At 56.1% G+C, this 22,730-nt stretch carries 20 protein-coding genes and 5 tRNA genes; 9 read left to right on the top strand and 16 right to left on the bottom strand.

Features of this window, described 5'->3' with window-relative positions; all coding sequences use genetic code 11:
- The 5 genes from B498_RS04050 to B498_RS04070 form a co-directional block, all read right to left on the bottom strand.
- On the bottom strand, positions 1–227 hold a 227-nt coding region (locus B498_RS04050), incomplete at its 3' end, for a GTP-binding protein (protein ID WP_008502775.1).
- A gap of 118 nt (positions 228–345) precedes the next feature.
- Positions 346–421: transfer RNA gene (locus B498_RS04055), tRNA-Thr, on the bottom strand.
- Between the two features lie 6 nt (positions 422–427).
- Positions 428–502 (bottom strand) — tRNA-Gly (locus tag B498_RS04060).
- Between the two features lie 117 nt (positions 503–619).
- Positions 620–704, bottom strand: a tRNA-Tyr gene (locus B498_RS04065).
- A gap of 8 nt (positions 705–712) precedes the next feature.
- Positions 713–788, bottom strand: a tRNA-Thr gene (locus tag B498_RS04070).
- A 317-nt stretch (positions 789–1,105) separates the two neighbouring features.
- Between B498_RS04070 and coaA the strand changes: the two genes are divergently transcribed.
- Positions 1,106–2,056 carry a type I pantothenate kinase gene (gene coaA / locus B498_RS04075; RefSeq protein ID WP_021242480.1) on the top strand — a complete coding sequence of 317 codons (951 nt, stop codon included), beginning with the start codon at positions 1,106–1,108 and terminating at the stop codon, positions 2,054–2,056.
- Positions 2,057–2,099: 43 nt separating this feature from the next.
- Here coaA and dppF read toward each other — a convergent pair whose 3' ends face one another.
- From dppF to B498_RS0121680, 9 genes are all read right to left on the bottom strand, one after another.
- Complete coding sequence (gene dppF / locus B498_RS04080; protein ID WP_008502773.1) at positions 2,100–3,113, bottom strand: dipeptide ABC transporter ATP-binding subunit DppF; 1,014 nt, start codon at positions 3,111–3,113, stop codon at positions 2,100–2,102.
- Positions 3,110–4,093 (bottom strand): dipeptide ABC transporter ATP-binding protein, encoded by a 984-nt coding sequence (dppD, locus tag B498_RS04085; protein WP_008502772.1) that lies wholly within the window; start codon positions 4,091–4,093, stop codon positions 3,110–3,112. The genes dppF and dppD overlap by 4 nt, the downstream gene beginning before the upstream one ends.
- 10 nt (positions 4,094–4,103) lie before the next feature.
- On the bottom strand, positions 4,104–5,006 hold the full coding sequence (gene dppC / locus B498_RS04090) for a dipeptide ABC transporter permease DppC (RefSeq protein WP_008502771.1): 903 nt from the start codon (positions 5,004–5,006) through the stop codon (positions 4,104–4,106).
- 9 nt (positions 5,007–5,015) lie between these two features.
- Positions 5,016–6,035, bottom strand: coding sequence for a dipeptide ABC transporter permease DppB (dppB, locus tag B498_RS04095; RefSeq protein ID WP_008502770.1), 1,020 nt, complete (start codon positions 6,033–6,035; stop codon positions 5,016–5,018).
- Positions 6,036–6,212: 177 nt separating this feature from the next.
- Entirely contained in the window at positions 6,213–7,820 is a 1,608-nt protein-coding gene (gene dppA, locus B498_RS04100) for a dipeptide ABC transporter periplasmic-binding protein DppA (protein ID WP_008502769.1), read from the bottom strand.
- A 619-nt stretch (positions 7,821–8,439) separates the two neighbouring features.
- Positions 8,440–8,516: transfer RNA gene (locus tag B498_RS04105), tRNA-Pro, on the bottom strand.
- A 91-nt stretch (positions 8,517–8,607) separates the two neighbouring features.
- Positions 8,608–10,299 carry a kdo(2)-lipid A phosphoethanolamine 7''-transferase gene (gene eptB, locus B498_RS04110; protein WP_008502768.1) on the bottom strand — a complete coding sequence of 564 codons (1,692 nt, stop codon included), beginning with the start codon at positions 10,297–10,299 and terminating at the stop codon, positions 8,608–8,610.
- A 257-nt stretch (positions 10,300–10,556) separates the two neighbouring features.
- Complete coding sequence (locus B498_RS04115) at positions 10,557–11,759, bottom strand: MFS transporter (protein ID WP_008502767.1); 1,203 nt, start codon at positions 11,757–11,759, stop codon at positions 10,557–10,559.
- 238 nt (positions 11,760–11,997) lie between these two features.
- Positions 11,998–12,693 (bottom strand): autotransporter domain-containing protein, encoded by a 696-nt coding sequence (locus B498_RS0121680; protein WP_032623051.1) that lies wholly within the window; start codon positions 12,691–12,693, stop codon positions 11,998–12,000.
- A gap of 165 nt (positions 12,694–12,858) precedes the next feature.
- Here B498_RS0121680 and tag point away from each other — a divergent pair, with 165 nt between their 5' ends.
- Together tag and B498_RS04125 are read left to right on the top strand one after the other, a co-directional pair.
- Positions 12,859–13,440 (top strand): DNA-3-methyladenine glycosylase I, encoded by a 582-nt coding sequence (gene tag / locus B498_RS04120; protein WP_008502765.1) that lies wholly within the window; start codon positions 12,859–12,861, stop codon positions 13,438–13,440.
- The gene (locus B498_RS04125; protein WP_008502764.1) at positions 13,418–13,864 is read left to right on the top strand and encodes an N-acetyltransferase; all 447 of its coding nucleotides are present in this window, start codon (positions 13,418–13,420) and stop codon (positions 13,862–13,864) included. The genes tag and B498_RS04125 overlap by 23 nt, the downstream gene beginning before the upstream one ends.
- On the opposite strand, the gene B498_RS04130 is transcribed toward B498_RS04125, so the two are convergent.
- Complete coding sequence (locus B498_RS04130) at positions 13,827–16,106, bottom strand: molybdopterin guanine dinucleotide-containing S/N-oxide reductase (RefSeq protein WP_050547802.1); 2,280 nt, start codon at positions 16,104–16,106, stop codon at positions 13,827–13,829. The two genes, B498_RS04125 and B498_RS04130, sit on opposite strands and share 38 nt — an antisense overlap.
- Before the next feature lie 211 nt (positions 16,107–16,317).
- Here B498_RS04130 and B498_RS04135 point away from each other — a divergent pair, with 211 nt between their 5' ends.
- The 6 genes from B498_RS04135 (at position 16,318) to ghrB (ending at position 22,370) form a co-directional block, all read left to right on the top strand.
- On the top strand, positions 16,318–16,980 hold the full coding sequence (locus B498_RS04135) for an OmpA family lipoprotein (protein ID WP_008502762.1): 663 nt from the start codon (positions 16,318–16,320) through the stop codon (positions 16,978–16,980).
- A 179-nt stretch (positions 16,981–17,159) separates the two neighbouring features.
- Positions 17,160–18,176, top strand: a complete 1,017-nt coding sequence (locus tag B498_RS04140) for a LacI family DNA-binding transcriptional regulator (RefSeq protein WP_008502761.1) — start codon at positions 17,160–17,162, stop codon at positions 18,174–18,176.
- Between the two features lie 103 nt (positions 18,177–18,279).
- A complete protein-coding gene (locus tag B498_RS04145; RefSeq protein WP_032623049.1) occupies positions 18,280–19,029 on the top strand; it encodes a sugar phosphate isomerase/epimerase family protein in 750 nt (249 codons plus the stop codon).
- 3 nt (positions 19,030–19,032) lie between these two features.
- A complete protein-coding gene (locus tag B498_RS04150; RefSeq protein WP_008502759.1) occupies positions 19,033–19,971 on the top strand; it encodes a sugar kinase in 939 nt (312 codons plus the stop codon).
- 116 nt (positions 19,972–20,087) lie between these two features.
- Positions 20,088–21,368 carry an MFS transporter gene (locus tag B498_RS04155; RefSeq protein ID WP_008502758.1) on the top strand — a complete coding sequence of 427 codons (1,281 nt, stop codon included), beginning with the start codon at positions 20,088–20,090 and terminating at the stop codon, positions 21,366–21,368.
- A gap of 27 nt (positions 21,369–21,395) precedes the next feature.
- Positions 21,396–22,370, top strand: coding sequence for a glyoxylate/hydroxypyruvate reductase GhrB (ghrB, locus tag B498_RS04160; protein ID WP_008502757.1), 975 nt, complete (start codon positions 21,396–21,398; stop codon positions 22,368–22,370).
- Positions 22,371–22,428: 58 nt separating this feature from the next.
- On the opposite strand, the gene cspA is transcribed toward ghrB, so the two are convergent.
- Complete coding sequence (cspA, locus tag B498_RS04165; protein ID WP_003860775.1) at positions 22,429–22,641, bottom strand: RNA chaperone/antiterminator CspA; 213 nt, start codon at positions 22,639–22,641, stop codon at positions 22,429–22,431.
- Between the last annotated feature and the right edge of the window lie 89 nt (positions 22,642–22,730).

The following is a 22,730-nucleotide window of genomic DNA, read 5'->3' as shown; positions in this document are numbered from 1 at the left end:
TGGCGAGTCGGGGTGTCGTACTCAACGTGAGAGGTGTTGATGGTGATACCACGAGCTTTTTCTTCTGGTGCGTTATCGATCTGGTCGAATGCACGAGCAGAACCACCGTAGGTTTTTGCCAGAACGGTAGTGATTGCAGCGGTCAGCGTTGTTTTACCATGGTCAACGTGGCCGATAGTACCGACGTTAACGTGCGGTTTTGTACGTTCAAACTTTTCTTTAGACATCGATTGTCCCTCTAAGACACGGATAAATCGGTGATATCACCACATCAACCAGGCGAAATGCCTGAATTGTTGAATACAGTAAAATTGAAACAGAGAGAAACGGGAAGGAGAAGTGAAGTGGTGCTGATACCCAGAGTCGAACTGGGGACCTCACCCTTACCAAGGGTGCGCTCTACCAACTGAGCCATATCAGCACGTATTGGAGCGGGCAGCGGGAATCGAACCCGCATCATCAGCTTGGAAGGCTGAGGTAATAGCCATTATACGATGCCCGCATCCTGAAACTCGGCTACCCAGTTCTTTCTGTAACAAAAAAAGAGATTTCTCTCTTTTTCAGTTTGAGCTGGCTAATTTTTCCAACCAGCTCCGGCGGCATTTACGCTGCCAGAAAGTGGTGGTGGGGGAAGGATTCGAACCTTCGAAGTCTGTGACGGCAGATTTACAGTCTGCTCCCTTTGGCCGCTCGGGAACCCCACCGGACTTGATGGTGCCGACTACCGGAATCGAACTGGTGACCTACTGATTACAAGTCAGTTGCTCTACCTACTGAGCTAAGTCGGCATCAAGTAGCGCGCATTCTATGGATACCTGCGCGGTCATGCAACTAAAAATTTGCATAAAACGTTCTTTCGCTCACATTTTATGCTAACAGCGTGTTGAGCGCTGTAAAAGTAGTCATTCACGGTCAAATAATCAACATGTAAGGGGTATTTGCACTGTAAACACCGTAGCGTGACGGCCTCCGCGTAACGCAGCGCTTTCCATCTTTTTTCTTATTATTCCTGTCATCTGGTGTTAACCTCCTGCCCATTGTCCAAAATTAACTGTGTGATGAGCCACGATCCGGCAGTTTAATGCTGGCTCACTGAAGCATGCTTATGAGCAAAAAAGAGCAAACGTTAATGACGCCTTATCTTCACTTTAACCGCAGCCAGTGGGCTGCCCTGCGTGATTCCGTCCCTATGACGCTGACGGAAGGTGAAATCGCACGGTTAAAAGGGATAAACGAAGATCTGTCCCTTGAAGAAGTGGCAGAAATTTATCTCCCCCTCTCGCGCTTGCTTAACTTCTATATCAGCTCGAACCTGCGTCGTCAGGCGGTGCTGGAGCAGTTTCTCGGGACGAACGGTCAACGCATTCCTTATATCATCAGTATCGCAGGCAGCGTGGCCGTGGGTAAAAGTACCACCGCACGCGTCCTGCAGGCACTGTTGAGCCGCTGGCCGGAACACCGCAGCGTGGAGCTGATCACGACCGACGGCTTCCTGCATCCAAACGAAGTATTAAAAGAACGCGGGCTGATGAAGAAGAAAGGCTTCCCGCTCTCTTATGATATGCACCGTCTGGTAAAATTTGTCTCCGATCTGAAATCCGGCGTGCCTCACGTGACGGCGCCGGTCTATTCGCACCTGATCTACGATCGCATCCCGGGTGGGGATAAGACGGTGGTCCAGCCGGATATTCTCATTCTGGAAGGTCTCAACGTGCTGCAAAGCGGCATGGACTATCCTCACGATCCGCATCACGTCTTTGTCTCGGATTTCGTCGATTTCTCTATTTATGTCGATGCGCCGGAAGACCTGCTGCAGAACTGGTACATCAACCGCTTCCTGAAGTTCCGTGAAGGGGCATTCACCGATCCGGATTCCTATTTCCACCACTATGCTCAGCTTTCTGAAGAAGAAGCGATCAATGTGGCGACGGGGCTGTGGAATGAGATCAACTATGTGAATCTTAAAGAGAACATCCTGCCGACGCGCGAGCGTGCGAGCCTGATCCTCACCAAGAGCGAGAAGCACGCCGTCGACCAGATTCGCCTGCGGAAATAATAAAGCAGACATAAAAAAACCGGCTTAGCGCCGGTTTTTTTCGTTATGCGTGTGGCTTCTCGCCATTTTCATCCTGATCGACCGCGAAGCAGGCCACCAGCTGACCACCATACTCCTTCAGCTGCGGCTGTAGCTGGGTGCAGGGGCCAAAGCGGCGGCTGCAGCGGGCGTTGAATGCACATCCCGGCGGCGGATTCAGCGGACTTGGCAGCTCTCCCGTCAGCTTTATGCGCTCACGACGATCGTCCGGGTTCAGACGTGGCGTCGCAGACAGCAGCGCCTGGGTGTACGGGTGACGAGGGTTATTAAAGATCTGGTCTTTGGTCCCCTTCTCCACGCAGCGCCCCAGGTACATCACCATCACTTCATCGGCAATATGCTCCACCACCGACAGGTCGTGGGAGATGAACACGTAAGAGAGCCCCAGCTCCTGCTGGAGATCCATCATCAGGTTCAGCACCTGTGCCCGCACGGAGACGTCGAGCGCTGAAACAGGCTCATCGGCAATCACCACGTCCGGGTCAAGCATCAGCCCGCGTGCGATGGCGATACGCTGACGCTGGCCGCCAGAGAACATGTGCGGGTAGCGGTCATAGTGCTCGGTTTTGAGGCCGACCTTCGCCATCATCGCCAGCGCTTTTTCACGGCGCTGCTCTTTGCTGAGATTGCTATTAATCAGCAGCGGCTCTTCCAGAATCTGCCCCACCTTTTTACGCGGGTTCAGCGAACCGTACGGGTTCTGGAACACAATCTGGATTTTCTGGCGACGCAGCTTCTGCGCCTGCGGGTCGTGCTTGAGCAGATCCTGCCCCTGATAATAGAGCTCGCCGCCGGTCGGCACTTCAATCATCGTCAGCAGACGGCCCAGCGTGGATTTCCCGCAGCCGGACTCCCCCACCACCGCCAGCGTTTTACCGCGTTCGAGGTTAAAGGAGACGCCGTCCAGCGCTTTCACCAGGCGTTCAGGGGCAAACAGCCCCTTCTTCACCGGGTAATATTTTTTCAGGTCGATGGCCTGCAACAGCGGCTGTTGCGTGGTGGCCTGTTGCGTACTCATAGTGTTGGCCTCCCGGCATCATCGAGTGGGTAGTGGCATTTCGACTGACGACCGTCAGCCAGCTGGTTCAGCTCTGGTTCTTCCGCCCGGCATTTGTCCGTCGCATATGGACAGCGCGGATTGAGCAGACAGCCCTGCGGACGGTCATATTTGCCCGGCACCACACCCGGCAGCGACGCCAGACGCGCTTTATCCTGAGCAAACTCCGGCAGCGCGCGTAAAAGCGCCTGGGTATACGGGTGACGCGGCGCGCGGAAGATATCGTGTGAATTGCCGGTCTCGACCACCTGGCCGGCATACATCACGATGATTTTGTGCGCAGCTTCAGCCACCAGCGCCAGATCGTGCGTAATCAGCACCAGCGCCATGTTCTCTTTCTGCTGCAGCTCCAGCAGCAGCTCGATGATCTGTGCCTGGATGGTCACATCCAGCGCCGTCGTCGGTTCATCGGCAATCAGCAGCTTTGGCCGACAGGCAATCGCCATGGCGATCATCACGCGCTGGCTCATCCCGCCTGAAAGCTGGTGCGGGTAAACGTCCAGACGCGATGCCGGATCAGGAATACCCACCTGGTTCAGCAGATCGATCGCCCGCTGACGACGCGTTTTCTTATTCCCGCCCTGGTGCACCTTGATTGCTTCCATAATCTGGAAACCGACGGTGTAGCACGGGTTCAGGCTGGTCATCGGATCCTGGAAAATCATCGCCACTTCCGCACCCACCAGCTGGCGGCGCTGTTTCTCAGAAATGCGCTTCAGGTCCTGACCGTTGAACTGCAGGTTTTCCGCCATCACGCGGCCCGGGTAATCAATCAGCCCCATGATCGCCAGCGAGCTCACTGACTTACCGGAACCGGACTCCCCGACAATGCCAACCACTTCGCCCTGATTTACGCTATAGCTGATGCGGTCCACGGCGCGAAACGGGGTGCCTTCATCGCCGAAGTGCACCGATAATTTATCTACATTTAATAACGCCATCTCGTGCCTCTTACTGCTTCAGTTTGGGATCAAGCGCATCACGCAGGCCATCACCCATCAGGTTAAATGCCAGCACCGTCAGCAGGATTGCCAGACCCGGGAAGGTGACAACCCACCAGGCGCTTTGTGCGAACTGCAACACGTCGGAGAGCATGGTGCCCCACTCCGGTGTTGGCGGCTGCGCACCCATGCCCAGGAAGCCAAGAGCGGCCATATCAAGAATGGCGTTAGAGAAACCGAGCGACGCCTGAACGATCAGCGGCGCAAGGCAGTTTGGGAAGATATTGACGAACATCTGGCGCATCGCACCGGCACCCGCCACGCGAGAGGCGGTGACGTAATCGCGGTTCACTTCCACCAGCACCGCCGCACGGGTTAAACGCACATAGTGAGGAAGCGCCACGAACGTCAGCGCCAGGGCGGCGTTACCGATCGACGGACCGAAGATCGCCACCAGCACCAGGGCCAGCAGCAGGCTTGGCAGCGCCAGCATGATGTCGACGATACGCATGATGATGTTATCAACGATACCGCCGAAGTAGCCGGCAACCAGACCCAGTACGATCCCCATAATCAGGGATAACACCACCACCAGGCAGCCGACCAGCAGCGACAGGCGCGCACCGTACATCAGACGCGACAGCACATCGCGGCCCACATCATCGGTCCCCAGCAGGTGCGCCAGGCTACCGCCATCCTGCCAGGCAGGCGGGGCGAGCAGCGCATCGCGGAACTGATCCGCCGGGTTATACGGCGCGAGGACGTTCGCAAACACCGCGATCAGGATCATGATAGCGACATACACCAGCCCCACCACCGCGCCTTTGTTGCGCTTGAAGTAGTGCCAGAACTCCTGCATCGGCGTCATCGGAACCGGTGCAGCAACAACTTTGTTTTCAGAAACCTGTGACATGATGGCCCCTTACTTCTTATGACGAATACGCGGGTTCACCACGCCGTACAGCAAATCGACCAGCAGGTTGACGAGGATAATCATCGTCGCGACCAGCAGCACACCGCCCTGCACCACCGGATAGTCACGGCGTTGCAGCGCGTCAATCAGCCAGCGACCCAGGCCCGGCCAGGAGAAGATGGTTTCGGTCAGGATCGCCCCGGCCAGCAATGTCCCCACCTGGAGACCGATAACGGTCACCACCGGCAGCATGGCGTTACGCAGCGCATGGACGATGATAACGCGCATACGCGTCAGGCCCTTGGCGCGCGCGGTGCGGATATAATCCTCACCCAGCACTTCAAGCATCGATGAACGGGTCATACGCACGATCACCGCCAGAGGAATGGTGCCCAGCACCATGGCAGGCAGGATCATATGCGCGACGGCATCCATGAAGTTGCCCTCTTCGCCCCAGATAGCCGTATCAATCAGCATAAAGCCGGTGAGTGGGTTGGAGTCATCCAGGAAGACCATATCGCTGACGCGCCCGGAGACCGGTGTCAGGTTAAGCTGCACCGAGACCAGCATGATCAGCATCATGCCCCACCAGAAGATAGGCATGGAGTAGCCGGTCAGCGCCAGGCCCACAGCGGTGTGGTCAAAAATAGAGCCACGCTTAACGGCAGCCAGTACCCCGACAGGAATACCCACCGCGGTGGCGAAAATCATGGCGCAGACGCCAAGCTCCAGCGTCGCTTTAAAACGCGGCACGAACTCGTCCCACACCGGAAGACGGCTTTTCAGCGAAATCCCTAAATCACCGTGCAGCACGCCCCAGATATAGTGGAGATACTGCTGCCACATCGGCTTATCGAGGCCGAGTTCAGCCAGCAGTTGTGCATGGCGCTCAGGGGAAATACCACGCTCGCCCGCCATAATCATTACCGGGTCGCCGGGGATCATATGGACGAAGGCAAAAGTGAGAAGGGTGATACCGATAAACGTGGGGATAACAAGTCCCAGACGTCGGAGGATGAACTGCAACATAACCCGGATTCTCTCTGATGACGCACGACCAGTGGCGTGACGTCTGTATTGCTCACAAATCTTATCCCCTCTCCTTTCAGAGAGAGAATTAAGCACTGCTGCCGGGTGGCGCTACGCTTACCCGGCCTACATACCGTAGGCCAGTGCAAGCGCAGCGCCGCCTGGCGTTGCTTTTAATTATTCAACCGATACGTTTTCGAAGTGGTGTTTGCCCAGTGGATCAACCACGTAGCCTTTCACTTCTTTACGCACTGGCTCGTACACGGTGGAGTGAGCAACAATCAGCGCCGGAGCCTGATCGTGCATAACAACCTGCGCCTGCTTGTACAGTTCAATACGTTTGTTGTGATCGTCGGTCGCACGCGCCGGCTGGATCAGGTCTTCAAACGGCTTGTAGCACCAGCGAGAGTAGTTAGAACCGTCTTTCGCTGCAGCACAGCTGAACAGGGTAGCGAAGAAGTTGTCCGGATCCCCGTTGTCACCGGTCCAGCCCATCATCACTGCCTGGTGCTCACCCGCTTTGGCGCGCTTCAGGTACTCGCCCCACTCGTAGGTCACAATCTTGGCCTGTACGCCAATCTTCGCCCAGTCAGCCTGAACCATTTCTGCCATACGGCGTGCGTTCGGGTTGTACGGACGCTGTACCGGCATCGCCCACAGCTCAACGGTGAAGCCTTTATCCTGGCCCGCTTCTTTCAGCAGCGCTTTCGCTTTCTCAGGATCGTAGGAGTAGTCTTTAACGTCGTCGTTATAGCCCCACATGGTTGGTGGGATCAGGTTTTTGGCTGCAACGCCAGCGCCCTGGTAAACCGCCTTGATGATCGCTTCTTTGTTCACCGCGTAGGTCAGCGCCTGACGCACTTTCACGTCATCAAACGGTTTCTTCTCGGTGTTGAAGGAGAGATAGCCCACGTTCAGGCCAGCCTGCTCCAGCAGGTTGATGTTCTTATCCTGCTTCATGCGGGCGATGTCAGCCGGGTTCGGGTATGGCATCACCTGGCATTCGTTTTTCTGCAGTTTTGCATAACGTACTGACGCATCAGGCGTGATGGAGAAGACCAGACGATCAATCTTCGGCTTGGTGCCCCAGTAGCCTTCGAATGCTTTATACAGAATACGGGAGTCTTTCTGGTACTGCAGCAGCTGGAATGGACCGGTACCGATTGGGTTCAGGTCGACTTTTTCCGGCGTACCGGCTTTCAGCATGTTGTCCGCGTACTCTTTGGACAGAATTGAGGCGAAGTCCATGGCCAGGTCAGCCAGGAACGGTGCTTCCGGACGCGTCAGCACGAACTGAACGGTATTATCGTCCACTTTTTTCACTTCAGAGATCAGATCCGGCAGACCCATCCCTTCGAAGTATTCATAGCTGCCGCCAGAGACTTTGTGGTACGGGTTCTGAGCGTTTTTCTGACGGTCGAAGGAGAACACAACGTCGTCGGCGTTAAAGTCGCGCGTTGGTTTGAATTCTTTGCTGTCCTGCCACTTCACGCCCTTGCGCAGGTGGAAGGTGTAGGTTTTACCGTCTTCGCTGACGTCCCACTTCTCGGCCAGACCCGGAATCACTTCCGTGGTGCCGGTTTTGAATTCAACCAGACGGTTATAGATCGGTACAGAGCTTGCGTCGTAAGTCGTACCAGAGGTAAAGAGCTGTGGGTTAAAGCCTTCCGGCGAGCCTTCAGAACAGTAAACCAGGGTTTTTGCCTGTACGCTTGCTGCCACGGTCATAGCCACCAGGCTCAGACCAAGCTTCAGCATCCCTGACTTCTTCAAGGAAATACTCATTATTCTGCTCCAATGTGATGTTTTGCTTTGTTGTGTTACGCCGCCAGACCTTTATTTATTTTTTACCCGGTCCGGTCGGAGGTGCCCGAAGGCGTTAAAGGGATGGAGAATCCTTTCAGAAGAGCGTTTGAGTTGCAGCGCAGATCGTCCCTGAAATGCCCCTCATGCCCTACAATCTGTCAACAGAATGTGAAAACGTCAATACAGGTGACGGGGATTTACGCTGAGTGTGAGAAACCGCAAACAAAGATTAAAAAAACCATGGGCGTCAGTTTTCAGCAGGGAAATTTATGCTACTCGCCATGTTGCAGCACAACTATCTTCATATTTCGCAACAATCAGTGATTAACTTTTATTCAGAATGGGTAAATTTTCTTGCAGAATGGTGATTATCTGAGCACTAAATACCGCGAACGTTAAAACGCACAGCGAAAAATGCTGAGGTTATCCATAAGCAACGCGAAAAAAGATCAATCTATATATAAAAAAATACAATGGATTATGTCACAAAATCGTTAACAGGCAGGGAGAAGCGGGCGTAAGGGGCGTTTTGATTACTCTGAGAGCTAAGGCCATAATGCAAAAAGGGCTAACCTTACGGTTAGCCCTTTTCAGAATGTGGTCGGCGAGAGAGGATTCGAACCTCCGACCCACTGGTCCCAAACCAGTTGCGCTACCAAGCTGCGCTACTCGCCGAATGCGGAGCGCATCTTACTGCTGAGGTGCGCCCCCGTCAATCCCTTATTTTCAAAAAGCCATTCAACTGGCGATATTCTCGCCAGAGCAGCTACTGCGCGGCTTTTGCGCTGTTATCAGGGAGTTTACACCAGTTGTTGTTTTCGTTAATCCCACCGTTCGGTGAGGTGTAGCCGAGACAACCCATAATGGTGTCGTACAGCTCAACGTGACGACGCGGCACCTTCATTTCCGCCTCTTTCTTCAGGTGGGCAAACATCTTCGCTTTCTCCGGGTCTTCCAGATACTTATCGGACATCCACACCATCATTGGCACGCGGAACTGCTCCGGCGGCGCCATCTTGCGTGGCGTACCGTGCAGATGCTCGAACTCATTGATAGATTCACCGTGGTCCGCCGCATAGAAGACAATAGCCTTCTTATCGCGAACCTGGTCAATCACCGAATCAATAAAGTGATCCACATACATCACAGAGTTGTCATAAGAGTTAATCAACTGGGCTTTGGTGCAGTCTTTATCCACTCCGACGCACTCCGGCGTCCATTTGGCAAAGCTGCGCGGGTAGCGCTGCGTGTAGTTAAAGTGCGACCCTTTGGTATGAAGGATGATCATATGCTTACCATCAGGGTTCCCGTTGAGTGAGAGTTTCATCTCATCAATCAGCAACATGTCATCGACAGGTTTGCCACGGTTGCGCGCCTCTGCGCCAATCTGCTCGCGGTAGGAGATGTTTTGCGCCATGGTGTTGCTGTAGAACCACATCTCACTCTGCATCGCATAGAGGTCGGAGGTAAACCCAAGCTGATGCAGCACCGAGAAGACGTTTTGCTCTTTTAGCGTACGCTGCGGGTTATCGCTCGCCCCGCCCTCGCGTACAAACATGCAGCGCAGGGAAAGCTTGGTGGCGGTATCACAGGAATAGCCACGATAGGCAATCAGGTTCTTTTCCTGCGCCAGTTTAGGCGTGGTATCACGGTTATAGCCGAGAATGCCCATATGATCCCAGCGTGTGGTCTCTCCGATAATAAAGACGACGTAGGTATCGTCGATATCCTTTGGCGCCACATAGGTAAACTTCTTCGCCGGGTTTATCAGCGACTTATTATCCGAGGACTCATCCACCTGCGCCCACGCATACAGCCCCAGCGCGGAGATCCAGTTAGACGGTAAATACGAGTTGGCAACCACGCCACCGTAGCTCGGCATATCCACGCCGGAGGTACGCTCATCATTCTTCTGCTTCACCTCCAGCAGACGAATCGGCCCCCAGACCATCAGGCCCGCCAGCAGCACCACGGCGACGCTTCTGAATCGCTTTCCTGGCGTGCGGATCTGGTGAACAAGGGTATAGCGGCAGCGGTTGCTCCAGATGAGCAGCAGCGGCAAGGCGCTGACGGCCACCAGCCAGAGGATAAAGTGGAGCCCTACAACCTCTTTAGAGAGGTCGATATCCGTGGTCATCACCGAGGCAATAATGCCGTAGCCAATCACCACGTTCATAAAAGTCATGTAATAGCTGGCACCCGCCGAGCACAGCACGATAAACGTTGCCAGCACTCGCCACACGCGACGGCCAAACAGGGTAAGAATACGGAATAAAAAGAAGGTGACCAGTACCGCAGCGACCAATTCGACAACCGCTGCAATTCCTTTCCAGACGGTAAAATCATGCGCGTAACCGTCAAACCGACGGAAAAAAACTGCGCCGTTCATAAACAGGCCGATGTACAACGCCAGCAAAAAGCAGAGCTTTTGTTGCGCCATCGATTTAATGTATTTCATGCAAGCTACCCGGAAAAAGGGACAGTACCGCCGCCCACCTCGATTAAAAAGTGGGCAGATTAGACATACGCTCAGGGGATCGTTCAATGAAACGTCTACAGGCGTGGTAAGTAGACCACAGGGAAGCGGAAAAGTGGCAGCAGAGAGTGTGATCAGTACAGTTATTTACAAAAAAGCAAATCCAAAAACAGACAAAATCGCTTTATTTCCAGGTTAAGAAAATAAAAAGGCCGGATTACCGGCCTTTCTCGTCGCGATTATGCATGAACTTCTTTAAAAACTTCACGTTGCGGCTGGCGAATCGTGGTTGACAGCGCCAGGGAGATAATCAGCAAGGCAAATATCACGCAGAAGGTTACGTAGAACCCGCCGAACAGGGAAGCAATCAGCGAGCCACAGATACTGCCGATCCCGAAGCCCAGATAGATCACGCCGTAGTTTTTCGCCAGATTGTTCAGGCCAAAGAACTCGCTCACCAGTGACGGGAAGACGGTAATGGTGCCGCCGAAGTTAAAGGCCACGCAGGCAATTGCCGCGAAGAAGGTGGCTTCATTCAGCGGAGCGAACAGCAGCGCCGCCATACCGACCAGCGAAACCACCTGCCCAATCGTAATCACGCGGATGCGGGCGATTTTGTCGGACAGAATACCGAGGACCAGACGACCGGAGAGGTTAGCAATGGAGATGACGGTCACCGCGTTGGCCGCCGTGGCTGCATCCAGTTTCACCATCCCCTGTGCGATATCTTTCGCGACGCCGATGACATACAGGCCGCTCATGCAGGCCGTCAGGAACATCACCGCCAGCATCCAGTACTGCGGTTTACGCATGGACTGCGCGAGGGTGAAATCATTCTCCACCACGCCATTCACGGATTTCACTTCCTGCTGCGGCGCATCCTTCATCAGCGTGGCGCCGAACAGAATCATCACCAGCACGATTGCGCCCCAGATCATGAAGGTTTTTTCGAGGCCAACGGACGCCAGCAGATGGGCATCGATAAATTTGAACCCGAGGCTGCCCAAACCATAAGAACCAATGGCAAACGCCGAGATTAAGCCTTTACGTTCCGGGAACCACTTCACGCAGTTTGACAGCGTCAGCAGATAACCCGCGCCGTCCGCCAGTCCCACCAGCACGCCCGCACTCAGCCAGAGCATCATCAGATTGCTGGAATGCGCGGTCAGGAAAAAGCCCAGCCCCAGCAGGATGCCGGACGCCATGGTCACGCGCTTCACGCCAAAACGCTCCTGCAGCTTGCCCGCGACGGAAGATGAAATCGCCAGACCCAGGCTCAGCAAACCAAAGGAGAACGCGACCTGGCTGACCGGTGCGCCGAGTTTGTCAGAAAGCGCACTGTTAAACAGGCTCCAGGTATAGACCGATCCCAGCGCAAACTGAGTGACGATGGTGCCAAAGAGCGTGAGCCAGCGCGTGCGGTTATAGGTTGATGTGTTCATGGCAGTTGTCCTGCAAGATAAATTGAGGGAATTCGCTGAGGACAACGATAAACAAAACCTCAATATGCCTGGGGTAAAACGGCATGAAATGCAGGCGGAACGGAATGAAATGCCTGGAATCGGGAATGAATGACCTGGCACGGGAATAAAGCGACAGCATGTTAGTATCTGCTATCGCTGTAAAGCCCGTGGTTATTGTATTCGAGATGTTATCGTAACGTTTAAAAAAGTAACAACTCTAGAAATTGGCGCTGACGCCGAGGGTGTATAAAAACTGCTCACCGGTGGTGGTATGCTCCCCCTGAGCCAGCGAGGCATAGGCCGCCATGTGCGTATTAAAGGGAATATCCGTTCCCACGGTGACATCCATCCAGCTGCCATTTTGGGCAGGAGCTGGCGTTTGCGGCATACCAAACTGCGATTTCCACTGGTTTTCACCAAACTGTTGGTTATAGCTGATCTGCGCCCAGGGCCGGAGATCGCCGTACTGGGTGTTAACGCGCCACCCCAGCGTGCTGACGCTGGCATGCCAGAGCGGATCCGTAACTGACTGTGTCGACGCGCTATCACCAAACTCGTTGATCATCATGGGAGCCGTGCCGTCGTACCGCCACGCCACCACCGGGCCGGTGGTAATTCGCGCTGAAACGGGAAAATTCCAGCCTACGCTCATCGCCCCCTCTGTCGTGCTGCCAGACGGTATATTCAGAGCAAGACCCGGCGCATTTTGCGAAGACTGAATACGCTCCGCGAGAATATCCTCATAGCGCGGTTGGTGATCCGCGTCCCATGTATAGCGTTCCGCCGTATTATTTTGGGCGTCTGAAACGATATATTCCTGTTGCCAGGCAGACGCTGTATTACAAAAAAACAGGCAGGCTGAAATCCCCACCAGACCAGACACAGCATGGCGACCACTGATTTTTTTTATCATCTTCAACGCGACCCCAGAGAGAGCCGAATTCGGCGATATTTGTCGTTATTCAGGAAGAGCTTAGAGAGCATATGGCCCTGTATTAACTATTGTCTTTATAGTAAACACGTCAAGCCAGTCAGAACGAAATTTTTGCGAAATCAGTATCAATAAGGGAGATGACGGATGGAACGTTGCGGTTGGGTAAGCCAGGATCAGCTTTATATCGACTATCACGATCGGGAATGGGGCGTGCCGGAAAGGGATGGCAAAAAGCTCTTTGAGATGATCTGCCTGGAGGGCCAGCAGGCGGGGTTATCATGGATTACGGTACTGAAAAAACGCGAAAATTACCGCAGCGCTTTCCACCAGTTCGACCCCGTCGCCGTCGCCGCGATGACCGATGAGGACGTCGAGCGACTGGTGCAGGATGCCGGCATCATCCGCCATCGCGGCAAGATCCAGGCCATCATCGGTAATGCACGCGCTTATCTGGCGATGGAACAAAACGGCGAATCATTTTCAGATTTTGTCTGGACGTTTGTGAATAACGATCCGCAAGTCACGGAGGCGACCACGCTCGCGGAAATTCCGGCCGCCACTCCGGCCTCGGATGCGCTCTCGAAGGCCCTGAAAAAACGTGGCTTTAAGTTTGTCGGCTCCACCATCTGCTACGCCTTTATGCAGGCCTGTGGCCTGGTCAACGACCACGTTACCGGCTGCTTCTGTCATCCGGGAGGCCATCATGATCCGCAAATGGCAAAATGAAAATACCGCGCCGCTGCTGAGCCTGTGGCTGGAAAGCACCACGGAAGCGCATCCGTTCATCGCGCCGAATTACTGGAAAGAGAATGAGGCCATGGTGCGGGACGTTTATCTGCCGTCCGCTGAAACCTGGGTCTGGGAGCAGGACGGCGAACCTTGCGGATTTATCAGCGTGATGCAGTCTCAGTTTGTCGGCGCCCTTTTTGTGGCGCCGTCATGCATCGGGAAAGGCATCGGGCGCGCGCTGCTGAACCATGTTCAACAGCGCTTCCCGCACTTAACCCTGGAGGTGTATCAGAAAAATGTCCGGGCGGTGAATTTCTACCATGCTCAGGGCTTTCGCATTGAAGACAGCGCCTGGCAGGATGACACCCAACACCCGACGTGGATCATGAGCTGGCAGGCGGATCAAACGCCGTTAAGGTAAGCTCGGGACCCGTATATTTCTCGACCCAGGCCAGCGCCGTGTTCCCTGCGCAACCATTCCCCAGCTTCGAGCTGGGGAGATCTTTGGTCAGCACGTTAACCGCCCCGTTTTTACAGATACCGCCTTCGGCGAGCTCAAGGTCAGGCCATGCGCCCTGATGAATGCAGATCACGCCCGGCTTAATCCCGTCGCTCACCACCGCCCCTGCCAGCACCTGTCCACGCGCGTTCCAGACGCGCACCACGTCGCCGTCCGCAATCCCGCGCGCTTGCGCATCAAGGGTATTCAGCGTGATGGGCTCTCGCCCGGCGACCGCATACTGCTCGCGCAGGGAGGTATAGTTAAGCTGGCTGTGCAGACGGTGCGCGGGATGGGCAGATAACACCTGCAGCTGATCCGGCCGGGCGTTGCCGTGCCATTCGTCCGGCTCGAGCCACGTGGGATGCGGCGGGCAGTCAGCATAGCCAAAGCTGGCGATGCGCTCGCTGTAGAGCACGATCTTGCCGCTCTCGGTTTTCAGCGGGTGGTTCTCCGGATCGCGGCGGAAATCGGCAAAACGAACAAACTTCGCGTTCTGTTCGCTCTCCGGCATTTCGACGATCTGGTTCGCCTCCCAGAACTCAGTAAATGGCGGGAGCGTCACGCCCTGCGCCGCGCCGCGCTGTCCGGCAATCTGGTAGAAGGTTTCCAGCCATTCGAGATCGGTTTTTCCCTCGGTAAAACGCTCGCGACCGCCCGCTTCCCACCGCTCGCTCAGTTCAGCAAACACGTCGAAATCATCACGCGCCTCATCGCGCGGGGCCACCACGCGCTTCATCGGGACCATATGCTGATTGCTGTAGTCGCCGGTCATGGTGAGATCGTTACGCTCAAACGAGGTGGTCGCCGGGAGCACGATATCAGCGTGTTTCGCCGAGGCGGTCCAGAAGCACTCTGAAATCACCACCAGCTCCGGCTTCTGCCAGGCGCGGATCAGGCGGTTGGTATCCTGATGGTGCGTGAAGTTCGACCCGCCCGCCCACCAGACAAATTTAATATCCGGGAAGTGGCGGTCGAGACCATTGTGCTGATAAAAACCGCCCGGATTTTCCAGAGCTTCAACAATACGCGCCACCGGGATTTTATCCACGGCGTCCACGCCGCCCTGCACCGAACCTTGCAGAGACGCCAGCACCGCCGCTTTACGCGTGGGGTTACCGCCGTTGGCAAAGTGATAGGAGAGACCAAAACCGCCGCCCGGCGTACCGATCTGCCCCAGCATCGCGGCAAGGGTCACCAGCATCCAGTGTTTCTGCTCGCCAAACTGCTGGCGCTGCATCCCCCAGCCGGACATCAACATCGTGGTGTTTTTATGGAATAACGCCGCCAGTTCGCGAAGTTTATTCGCAGAAACACCGCAAATTTCTGCCGCCCACTCAGCCGTTTTGGCCACGCCATCCGTTTTACCCGTCAGATAGTCGGCGAATTTATCGAAGCCGGTGGTACAGCGCGTCAGGAATTCGACATCGTGCCAGCCGTTTTCCACCAGGGTATGGGCGATACCCAGCATCATTGCCACGTCGGTGCCCATATGTGGGGCAATCCACTCGGCGCTGTCGCCGAAGAAATCCAGGGTTTCAGAGCGCATCGGGTCAATGCAGATGATGCGCTTGCCGCTTTTGCGCAGCGCGTCGAAATAGCCAATGCCCTGCTCGTCGCTGGCATTCCAGGCAATTTTCAGCGTGTTAAGAGGGTTAGCGCTCCACAGCACCACCACGTCGGTATGTTCCAGCACCAGCGGCCAGCTGGTCTGCTGCTGGTACACTTCGTTCCCGCCCACGACATACGGCATGATCGCCTGCGCCGCACCGGTGGAGTAATCCCCCAGATGACCGGTATAGCCGCCCGCCAGGCTCATATAGCGCTGCAGCAGCGTCGACGCCTTGTGCAGCACCCCGTTAGAGCGCCAGCCGTAGGACCCGGCGAAAATGGACGACGGACCGTAACTGTCGCGAATGCGCTTGTGCTGGGTGTGGATCAGCGCCAGCGCGTCATCCCAGCTCACGCGAACAAACTCATCCTGACCGCGAATGCCCTGCGGCTTGTCAGGTGAGGCGAGAAAACCTTTACGCACCATCGGCCAGCGCACGCGTGTTTTGCTGTGCACCTGATCGCGAACGACGGTCTGTAAAGAGTTGGGATGTTGTGTTGGCAATGCTCCGCGAGACGACAGAACATTTTCGCCATCGGTTTCGACCAGCATTGGCCCCCAGTGGGCGGCGGTCAGAATGGTTTTCGTTGAGGTGCTCAAGCGTGCGCTCCTGGTTGCGTGCAGGTTTACGGCCTTCTTATTGAGACCGTTTATGGTTTGTCACAAATTTCAGAGTTATACCCGGAATTTTCTCCGTATCTGGACGTCATAATCAACTGCCACGTTCACCGTGGCAAAGAATAAAAAGGATTAAGGAAAGAAGATGAAAAAACGCGTACTCGTTATTGCCGCTCTGGTGAGCGGTGCACTGGCTGTTTCTGGCTGCACAACCAACCCTTACACCGGTGAGCGCGAAGCGGGTAAATCCGGCATTGGCGCGGGTATCGGCTCGCTGGTCGGCGCAGGCGTTGGGGCGCTCTCCTCCTCCAAGAAAGACCGCGGCAAAGGCGCGCTGATTGGCGCAGCGGCGGGCGCGGCCCTGGGCGGCGGCGTCGGTTATTACATGGACGTGCAGGAAGCAAAACTGCGCGACAAAATGAAGGGAACCGGCGTGAGCGTGACGCGCAGCGGCGATAACATCATCCTGAACATGCCGAACAACGTCACCTTCGACAGCAGCAGCGCAACGCTGAAACCCGCGGGTGCGAACACCCTTACCGGCGTGGCGATGGTGCTGAAAGAGTACAACAAGACCGCCGTGAACGTGATTGGCTACACCGACAGCACCGGCAGCCAGGATCTGAACATGCGTCTGTCCCAGCAGCGCGCCGATTCCGTGGCCAGCTCGCTGATTACCCAGGGCGTTGAAGCAAACCGCATCCGCACCAGCGGCATGGGCCCTGCCAACCCTATCGCCAGCAACAGCACGGCGGAAGGCAAAGCGCAGAACCGCCGCGTAGAGATTACGTTAAGCCCAATTCAGTAGGTAAAAGCAAAACGGCAACCCCGTTGCCGTTTTTAGTGTTTGCGCCCTCTCCCGCGGGAGAGGGTTGGGGTGAGGGCATCAGGCCGCAACCTCCGGTAAGCGCAGCGCCACCGGGCAAATTACTTGATTCGTCCGATTTTCCCGCTAAGGTATTCTCACTAAATTCAGGGAAATCAGTGATGAGCAAACCAGCCCGGGCCACCATCAGCGACGTGGCGAAAGCCGCCAAAACCGGTAAAACCAGCATTTCGCGCTACCTTAACGGCGAGAAACACCTGCTGTCCGATGCGTTGCTGGCGCGTATTGAACAGGCTATTGCCGATCTCGACTACCGTCCCAGCCTCATGGCGCGCGGGCTCAAACGTGGCCGCACCCGCCTTATCGGGCTGATCATCGCCGATATCACCAACCCCTACTCCGTGAACGTGCTCAGCGGTATCGAAGCCGCCTGTCGCGAGAAGGGTTTCACGCCGCTGGTCTGTAATACCAACAACGAAGTCGACCAGGAGCTGCATTATCTCGACCTGCTGCGCAGCTATCAGGTGGAAGGGATTGTGGTCAACGCGGTAGGCATGCGTGAAGAAGGCTTAAATCGCCTGCAGCAATCCTCCCTGCCCATGGTCCTCATCGACCGTAAAATCCCGGAATTTGCCTGCGACGTGGTCGGGCTGGATAACACCCAGGCCGCCACGACCGCCACCGAACATCTGATTGAACAGGGCTTCGAGGCCATTCTGTTTCTGAGTGAACCGCTGGGGATGGTCAACACCCGACGTGAACGCCTGAGCGCATTTCGCGCCACGCTGGAGCGTTATCCCGGCGTGATCGCCGAAAATGCCGAAACGCCGCTTCACGAAGCCGGGCAGCTTGACAACACCCTGCGTCAGTTCCATACGCGCCATCGTGGGATGCGCAAAGCGGTTATCTCCGCCAACGGGGCGCTGACGCTGCAGGTTGCCCGCTCGCTCAAGCGCATTGGCCTGCACTGGGGCAGCGACATCGGTCTGCTGGGGTTTGATGAACTGGAGTGGGCGGAGCTGGCTGGCGTCGGCATTACTACCCTCAAACAGCCCACCTGGCAGATTGGCTATGCTGCTGTTGAACAAGTCGTTCGTCGTATTGAAGGCACCAGTGATGCCGTTCGCGAGCAGGTCTTCTCCGGCGAGCTGATCGTTCGTGGCTCCACCGCGCGTTAAATTTCCCTTGTGATAGCGATCATAAATTCAACATCCTGACCTTTTCTTTGGAACCGGTTCCATCTAGCGTAATAGTATTGATATGTTGCGATGGAGTCCGAAGATGGGCAGGAAAATTATGGTGGTCACCGCCGCGTACGGTGCGGAACAGGTGCGACAGGCGGGCGGTCAACGGGCGATGCTCCCCGTTATTGCTGGCGCGGGGGCAGACGGCGTGGAGATCCGCCGGGAACTGTTCAACAGCGAAGAGCTGCTGGCGCTGCCCGCGCTGGGCGAATCCATTGAGCTACTGGGTCTGCTGGCGTGCTACTCCGCACCCGCCGCCCTGTTTATGCCCGACGGCACCCTCAACCCTGACCTGCCCCGCTATCTTTCTGAAGCCAACACCCTGAACGCACTTTGGCTGAAGGTGTCCCTCGGCCATTTCCGCGACGCGCAACCTCTGGACGCCCTGCGTACGCTGCTGAATACCAGCGGCATGGCGCTGGTCGTGGAGAACGATCAGACCGACTGCGGACAGCTCGCGCCCATGCAGCGCTTCCAGGCCGCCTGTCGGGAAATGGCGCTCCCCGTCACGCTGACCTTCGATATGGGGAACTGGCTGTGGGTGGGCGACTCCCCTGAAGAGGCCGCGCGTCACCTGGCCCCTGCCGTGAGCTATATCCACGTGAAGGCCGCCGTGCCGCATAAAGATAACTTCCGCGCCGTCGCACCGGACCGCGCCGATGCACGCTGGCTGGATCTGCTCGGCCAGCTGCCTGCCGATGCCCCGCGCGGTATCGAATTCCCGCTGGAAGGGGCGGATTTAACCGCCGTTACCCGCCATTACGTCAACCTGCTGCGCGAGGAGTAAACCATGCACAAGACGCTGGATGTCACCACGATCGGCGAGGCCATGGCCATGTTTGTCGCCACCGAAACGGGCGAGCTGAGTGCGGTGGAGCACTTTATCAAACGCGTCGCAGGCGCAGAGCTGAACGTCGCGACCGGCCTGGCGCGTCTCGGCCTGAACGTGGGCTGGGTCAGCCGCGTGGGGGATGACAGCTTTGGCCATTTCGTTCTCGATTCGCTGAAAAAAGAGGGGATTGATGCTGCAGGGGTCACCCTCGACGGACGCTTCCCTACCGGCTTTCAGCTTAAATCCAAGGTCGAAAATGGAACCGATCCCATCGTGGAGTATTTCCGCAAAGGCTCGGCTGCAAGCCATCTTTCTGTCGCGGATTACCACGCCGATTACTTTGCCTCCGCGCGCCATCTTCACCTGAGCGGCGTAGCCGCGGCACTTTCTGCCAGCTCGTATGAGCTGCTGGATCATGCCGCGACCACCATGAAAGCCCAGGGCAAAACGATCTCGTTCGATCCGAATTTGCGCCCGGTGCTGTGGAAAAGCGAAGCGGAAATGGTGGAGAAACTGAACCGTCTGGCGTTCAGGGCGGACTGGGTTCTGCCAGGCCTGAAAGAAGGGATGATCCTGACCGGCGAAAGCACGCCGGAAGGCATTGCCGACTTCTACCTGAATAAAGGGGTAAAAGCGGTGGTGCTGAAGACCGGTGCCGATGGCGCGTGGTTTAAAACGGCCAACGGCGAGCAGGGCGCGGTCGCGGCAGTGAAGGTCGAGAACGTGGTCGACACCGTCGGCGCGGGTGACGGCTTTGCCGTGGGCGTGATTAGCGCCCTGCTGGAAGGTAAAACGCTGCCGCAGGCCGTCGCGCGAGGCAACAAGATTGGCTCGCTGGCCATTCAGGTGCAGGGCGACAGCGAAGGATTACCAACGCGAGCACAGCTCGGCGTTTAAATTCCCTCTCCCTGTGGGAGAGGGCCAGGGTGAGGCAGCAAGCCGCACCAGATAATTAAGCCACCGTGTACCCTACAGACAACGGCGGTAACAACCTCAACAACAGAGGCAAGCCTATGAACAGTTCGACCAATGCAGTAAAACGCTGGTGGTACATCATGCCAATCGTGTTCATCACGTACAGCCTGGCGTACCTTGACCGAGCCAACTTCAGCTTCGCGTCCGCCGCGGGGATCACCGAGGACCTCGGGATCACCAAAGGGATCTCCTCCCTGCTGGGTGCCCTTTTCTTCCTGGGCTACTTCTTCTTCCAGATCCCCGGCGCGATCTATGCGGAACGCCGCAGCGTGCGTAAGCTGATCTTCATCTGTCTGATCCTGTGGGGCGCCTGCGCGTCGCTGACCGGCATGGTGAACAATATTCCTGCCCTGGCCGCCATTCGCTTTATCCTCGGCGTGGTTGAGGCGGCGGTTATGCCCGCGATGCTGATCTACATCAGCAACTGGTTCACCAAATCTGAGCGCTCGCGCGCGAATACCTTCCTGATCCTCGGTAACCCGGTCACGGTACTGTGGATGTCGGTGGTGTCCGGCTACCTGATCCAGGCCTTCGGCTGGCGCGAGATGTTTATCATTGAAGGGGTGCCGGCAATTATCTGGGCCTTCTGCTGGTGGGTGCTGGTGAAAGATAAACCAGCCCAGGCGAAATGGCTTTCCGAAGATGAAAAAGCGGCGCTGCAGGCGCAGCTGGATAAAGAACAGCAAGGCCTGAAGGCGGTGCGTAACTATGGTGAAGCCTTCCGCTCGCGTAACGTGATCCTGCTCTGCGCGCAGTACTTTACCTGGAGCATTGGCGTGTACGGCTTTGTGCTGTGGCTGCCGTCCATTATCCGCAGCGGCGGTGAAAACCTCGGCATGGTCGAAGTAGGCTGGCTGTCATCCGTACCGTATCTGGCGGCAACCATCGCGATGATCGTCGTTTCCTGGGCGTCAGACAAGCTGCAGAACCGCAAGCTGTTTGTCTGGCCGCTGCTGCTGATTGCCGCCTTCGCCTTTATTGGCTCCTGGGCCGTGGGCGCAAACCACTTCTGGGTCTCTTATACGCTGCTGGTGGTTGCCGGTGCGGCCATGTACGCCCCTTACGGACCGTTCTTTGCCATCATCCCCGAGATGCTGCCTCGTAACGTGGCGGGGGGCGCGATGGCGCTGATTAACAGTATGGGTGCGCTGGGTTCGTTCTGCGGCTCCTGGTTCGTCGGTTACCTGAACGGTGCCACCGGCAGCCCATCCGCATCGTACATCTTTATGGGGGTGGCGCTTTTCGCCTCGGTATGGCTTACTCTGATTGTTAAGCCTGCTAATAATCAACAACACCCTGTCGGCGCTCGCCACGCCTGAATCCTTAAAAAATCAACGGAGATTAGCATGAAGCCGTCCGTCATTTTGTATAAAACCCTGCCGGAAGATCTGCAGAAACGCCTTGAAGAGCACTTCAACGTCACGCAGGTGAAGAACCTGCGCCCGGAAACCGTGGCACAGCACGCCGACGCGTTCGCGAGCGCGGAAGGCCTGCTGGGTTCAAGCGAAAAAGTGGATGTCGCCCTGCTGGAGAAAATGCCGAAGCTGCGTGCTACCTCAACCGTTTCCGTGGGTTACGACAACTTCGACGTGGATGCGCTTAACGCCCGCAAGATCCTGCTGATGCATACCCCGCATGCTCTGACGGAAACCGTTGCCGATACGCTGATGGCGCTCATGCTCACCACGGCCCGTCGCGTGGTGGAAGTGGCTGAGCGCGTCAAAGCGGGCGAATGGACAAAAAGCATTGGTCCGGACTGGTTCGGCGTGGATGTTCACGGCAAAACGCTGGGCATTGTCGGTATGGGGCGTATCGGGCTGGCGCTGGCGCAGCGCGCCCATTTTGGTTTTAACATGCCGATTCTGTATAACGCGCGTCGCCATCACAGTGAAGCCGAAGAACGCTTCAACGCCCGTTACTGCGAGCTGGATGCCCTGCTGCAGGAAGCCGATTTTGTCTGCCTGGTGCTGCCGCTGACGGATGAAACCCGTCATCTGATCGGTAAAGAGGCGTTTGAAAAAATGAAGGCATCTGCCATTTTCATCAACGCGGGTCGTGGCCCGGTGGTGGATGAGAAGGCGCTGATTGAGGCCCTGAAAAACGGTGAGATCCATGCAGCAGGTCTGGACGTGTTTGAGCAGGAGCCGCTGCCGGTGAACTCCCCGCTGCTGACAATGCCTAACGTGGTTGCCCTGCCCCACATCGGCTCAGCCACCCATGAGACGCGCTACAACATGGCGGCCACCGCGGTCGATAACCTTATTGCCGCCCTTAGTGGAAAGGTGGAGAGAAACTGCGTGAACCCGCAGGTGCAACGGTAGAAACGAAAAAACCCGCCAGAAGGCGGGTTTTTAAATTCTTTGCTACTGGGTTGGAAGCTTACAGGCTTACAACGTTACCAGCTGCTGGGCCTTTAGCGCCGCTTTCGATGGTGAAGGACACTTTCTGACCTTCGTCCAGAGATTTGTAGCCATCGTTCTGGATAGCAGAGAAGTGTACGAACACGTCTTTAGAGCCATCGTCAGGAGTGATGAAGCCGAAACCTTTATCAGCGTTGAACCATTTTACCAGACCAGTCATTTTAGCAGACATAGAAATTACCTTATTAACAAATATATTGTGCCTTCCGGCTTGATGGATTGCGTTACAGATTTTTAAGCGATGAAGGAAGGGTCACTACG

The organism is Enterobacter sp. SST3, assembly GCF_000286655.1.
GTDB lineage: Bacteria > Pseudomonadota > Gammaproteobacteria > Enterobacterales > Enterobacteriaceae > Enterobacter > Enterobacter roggenkampii.
The sequence above is the reverse complement of the archived record's forward strand: the minus strand, read 5'-3'. Positions and strand labels throughout refer to the sequence as shown.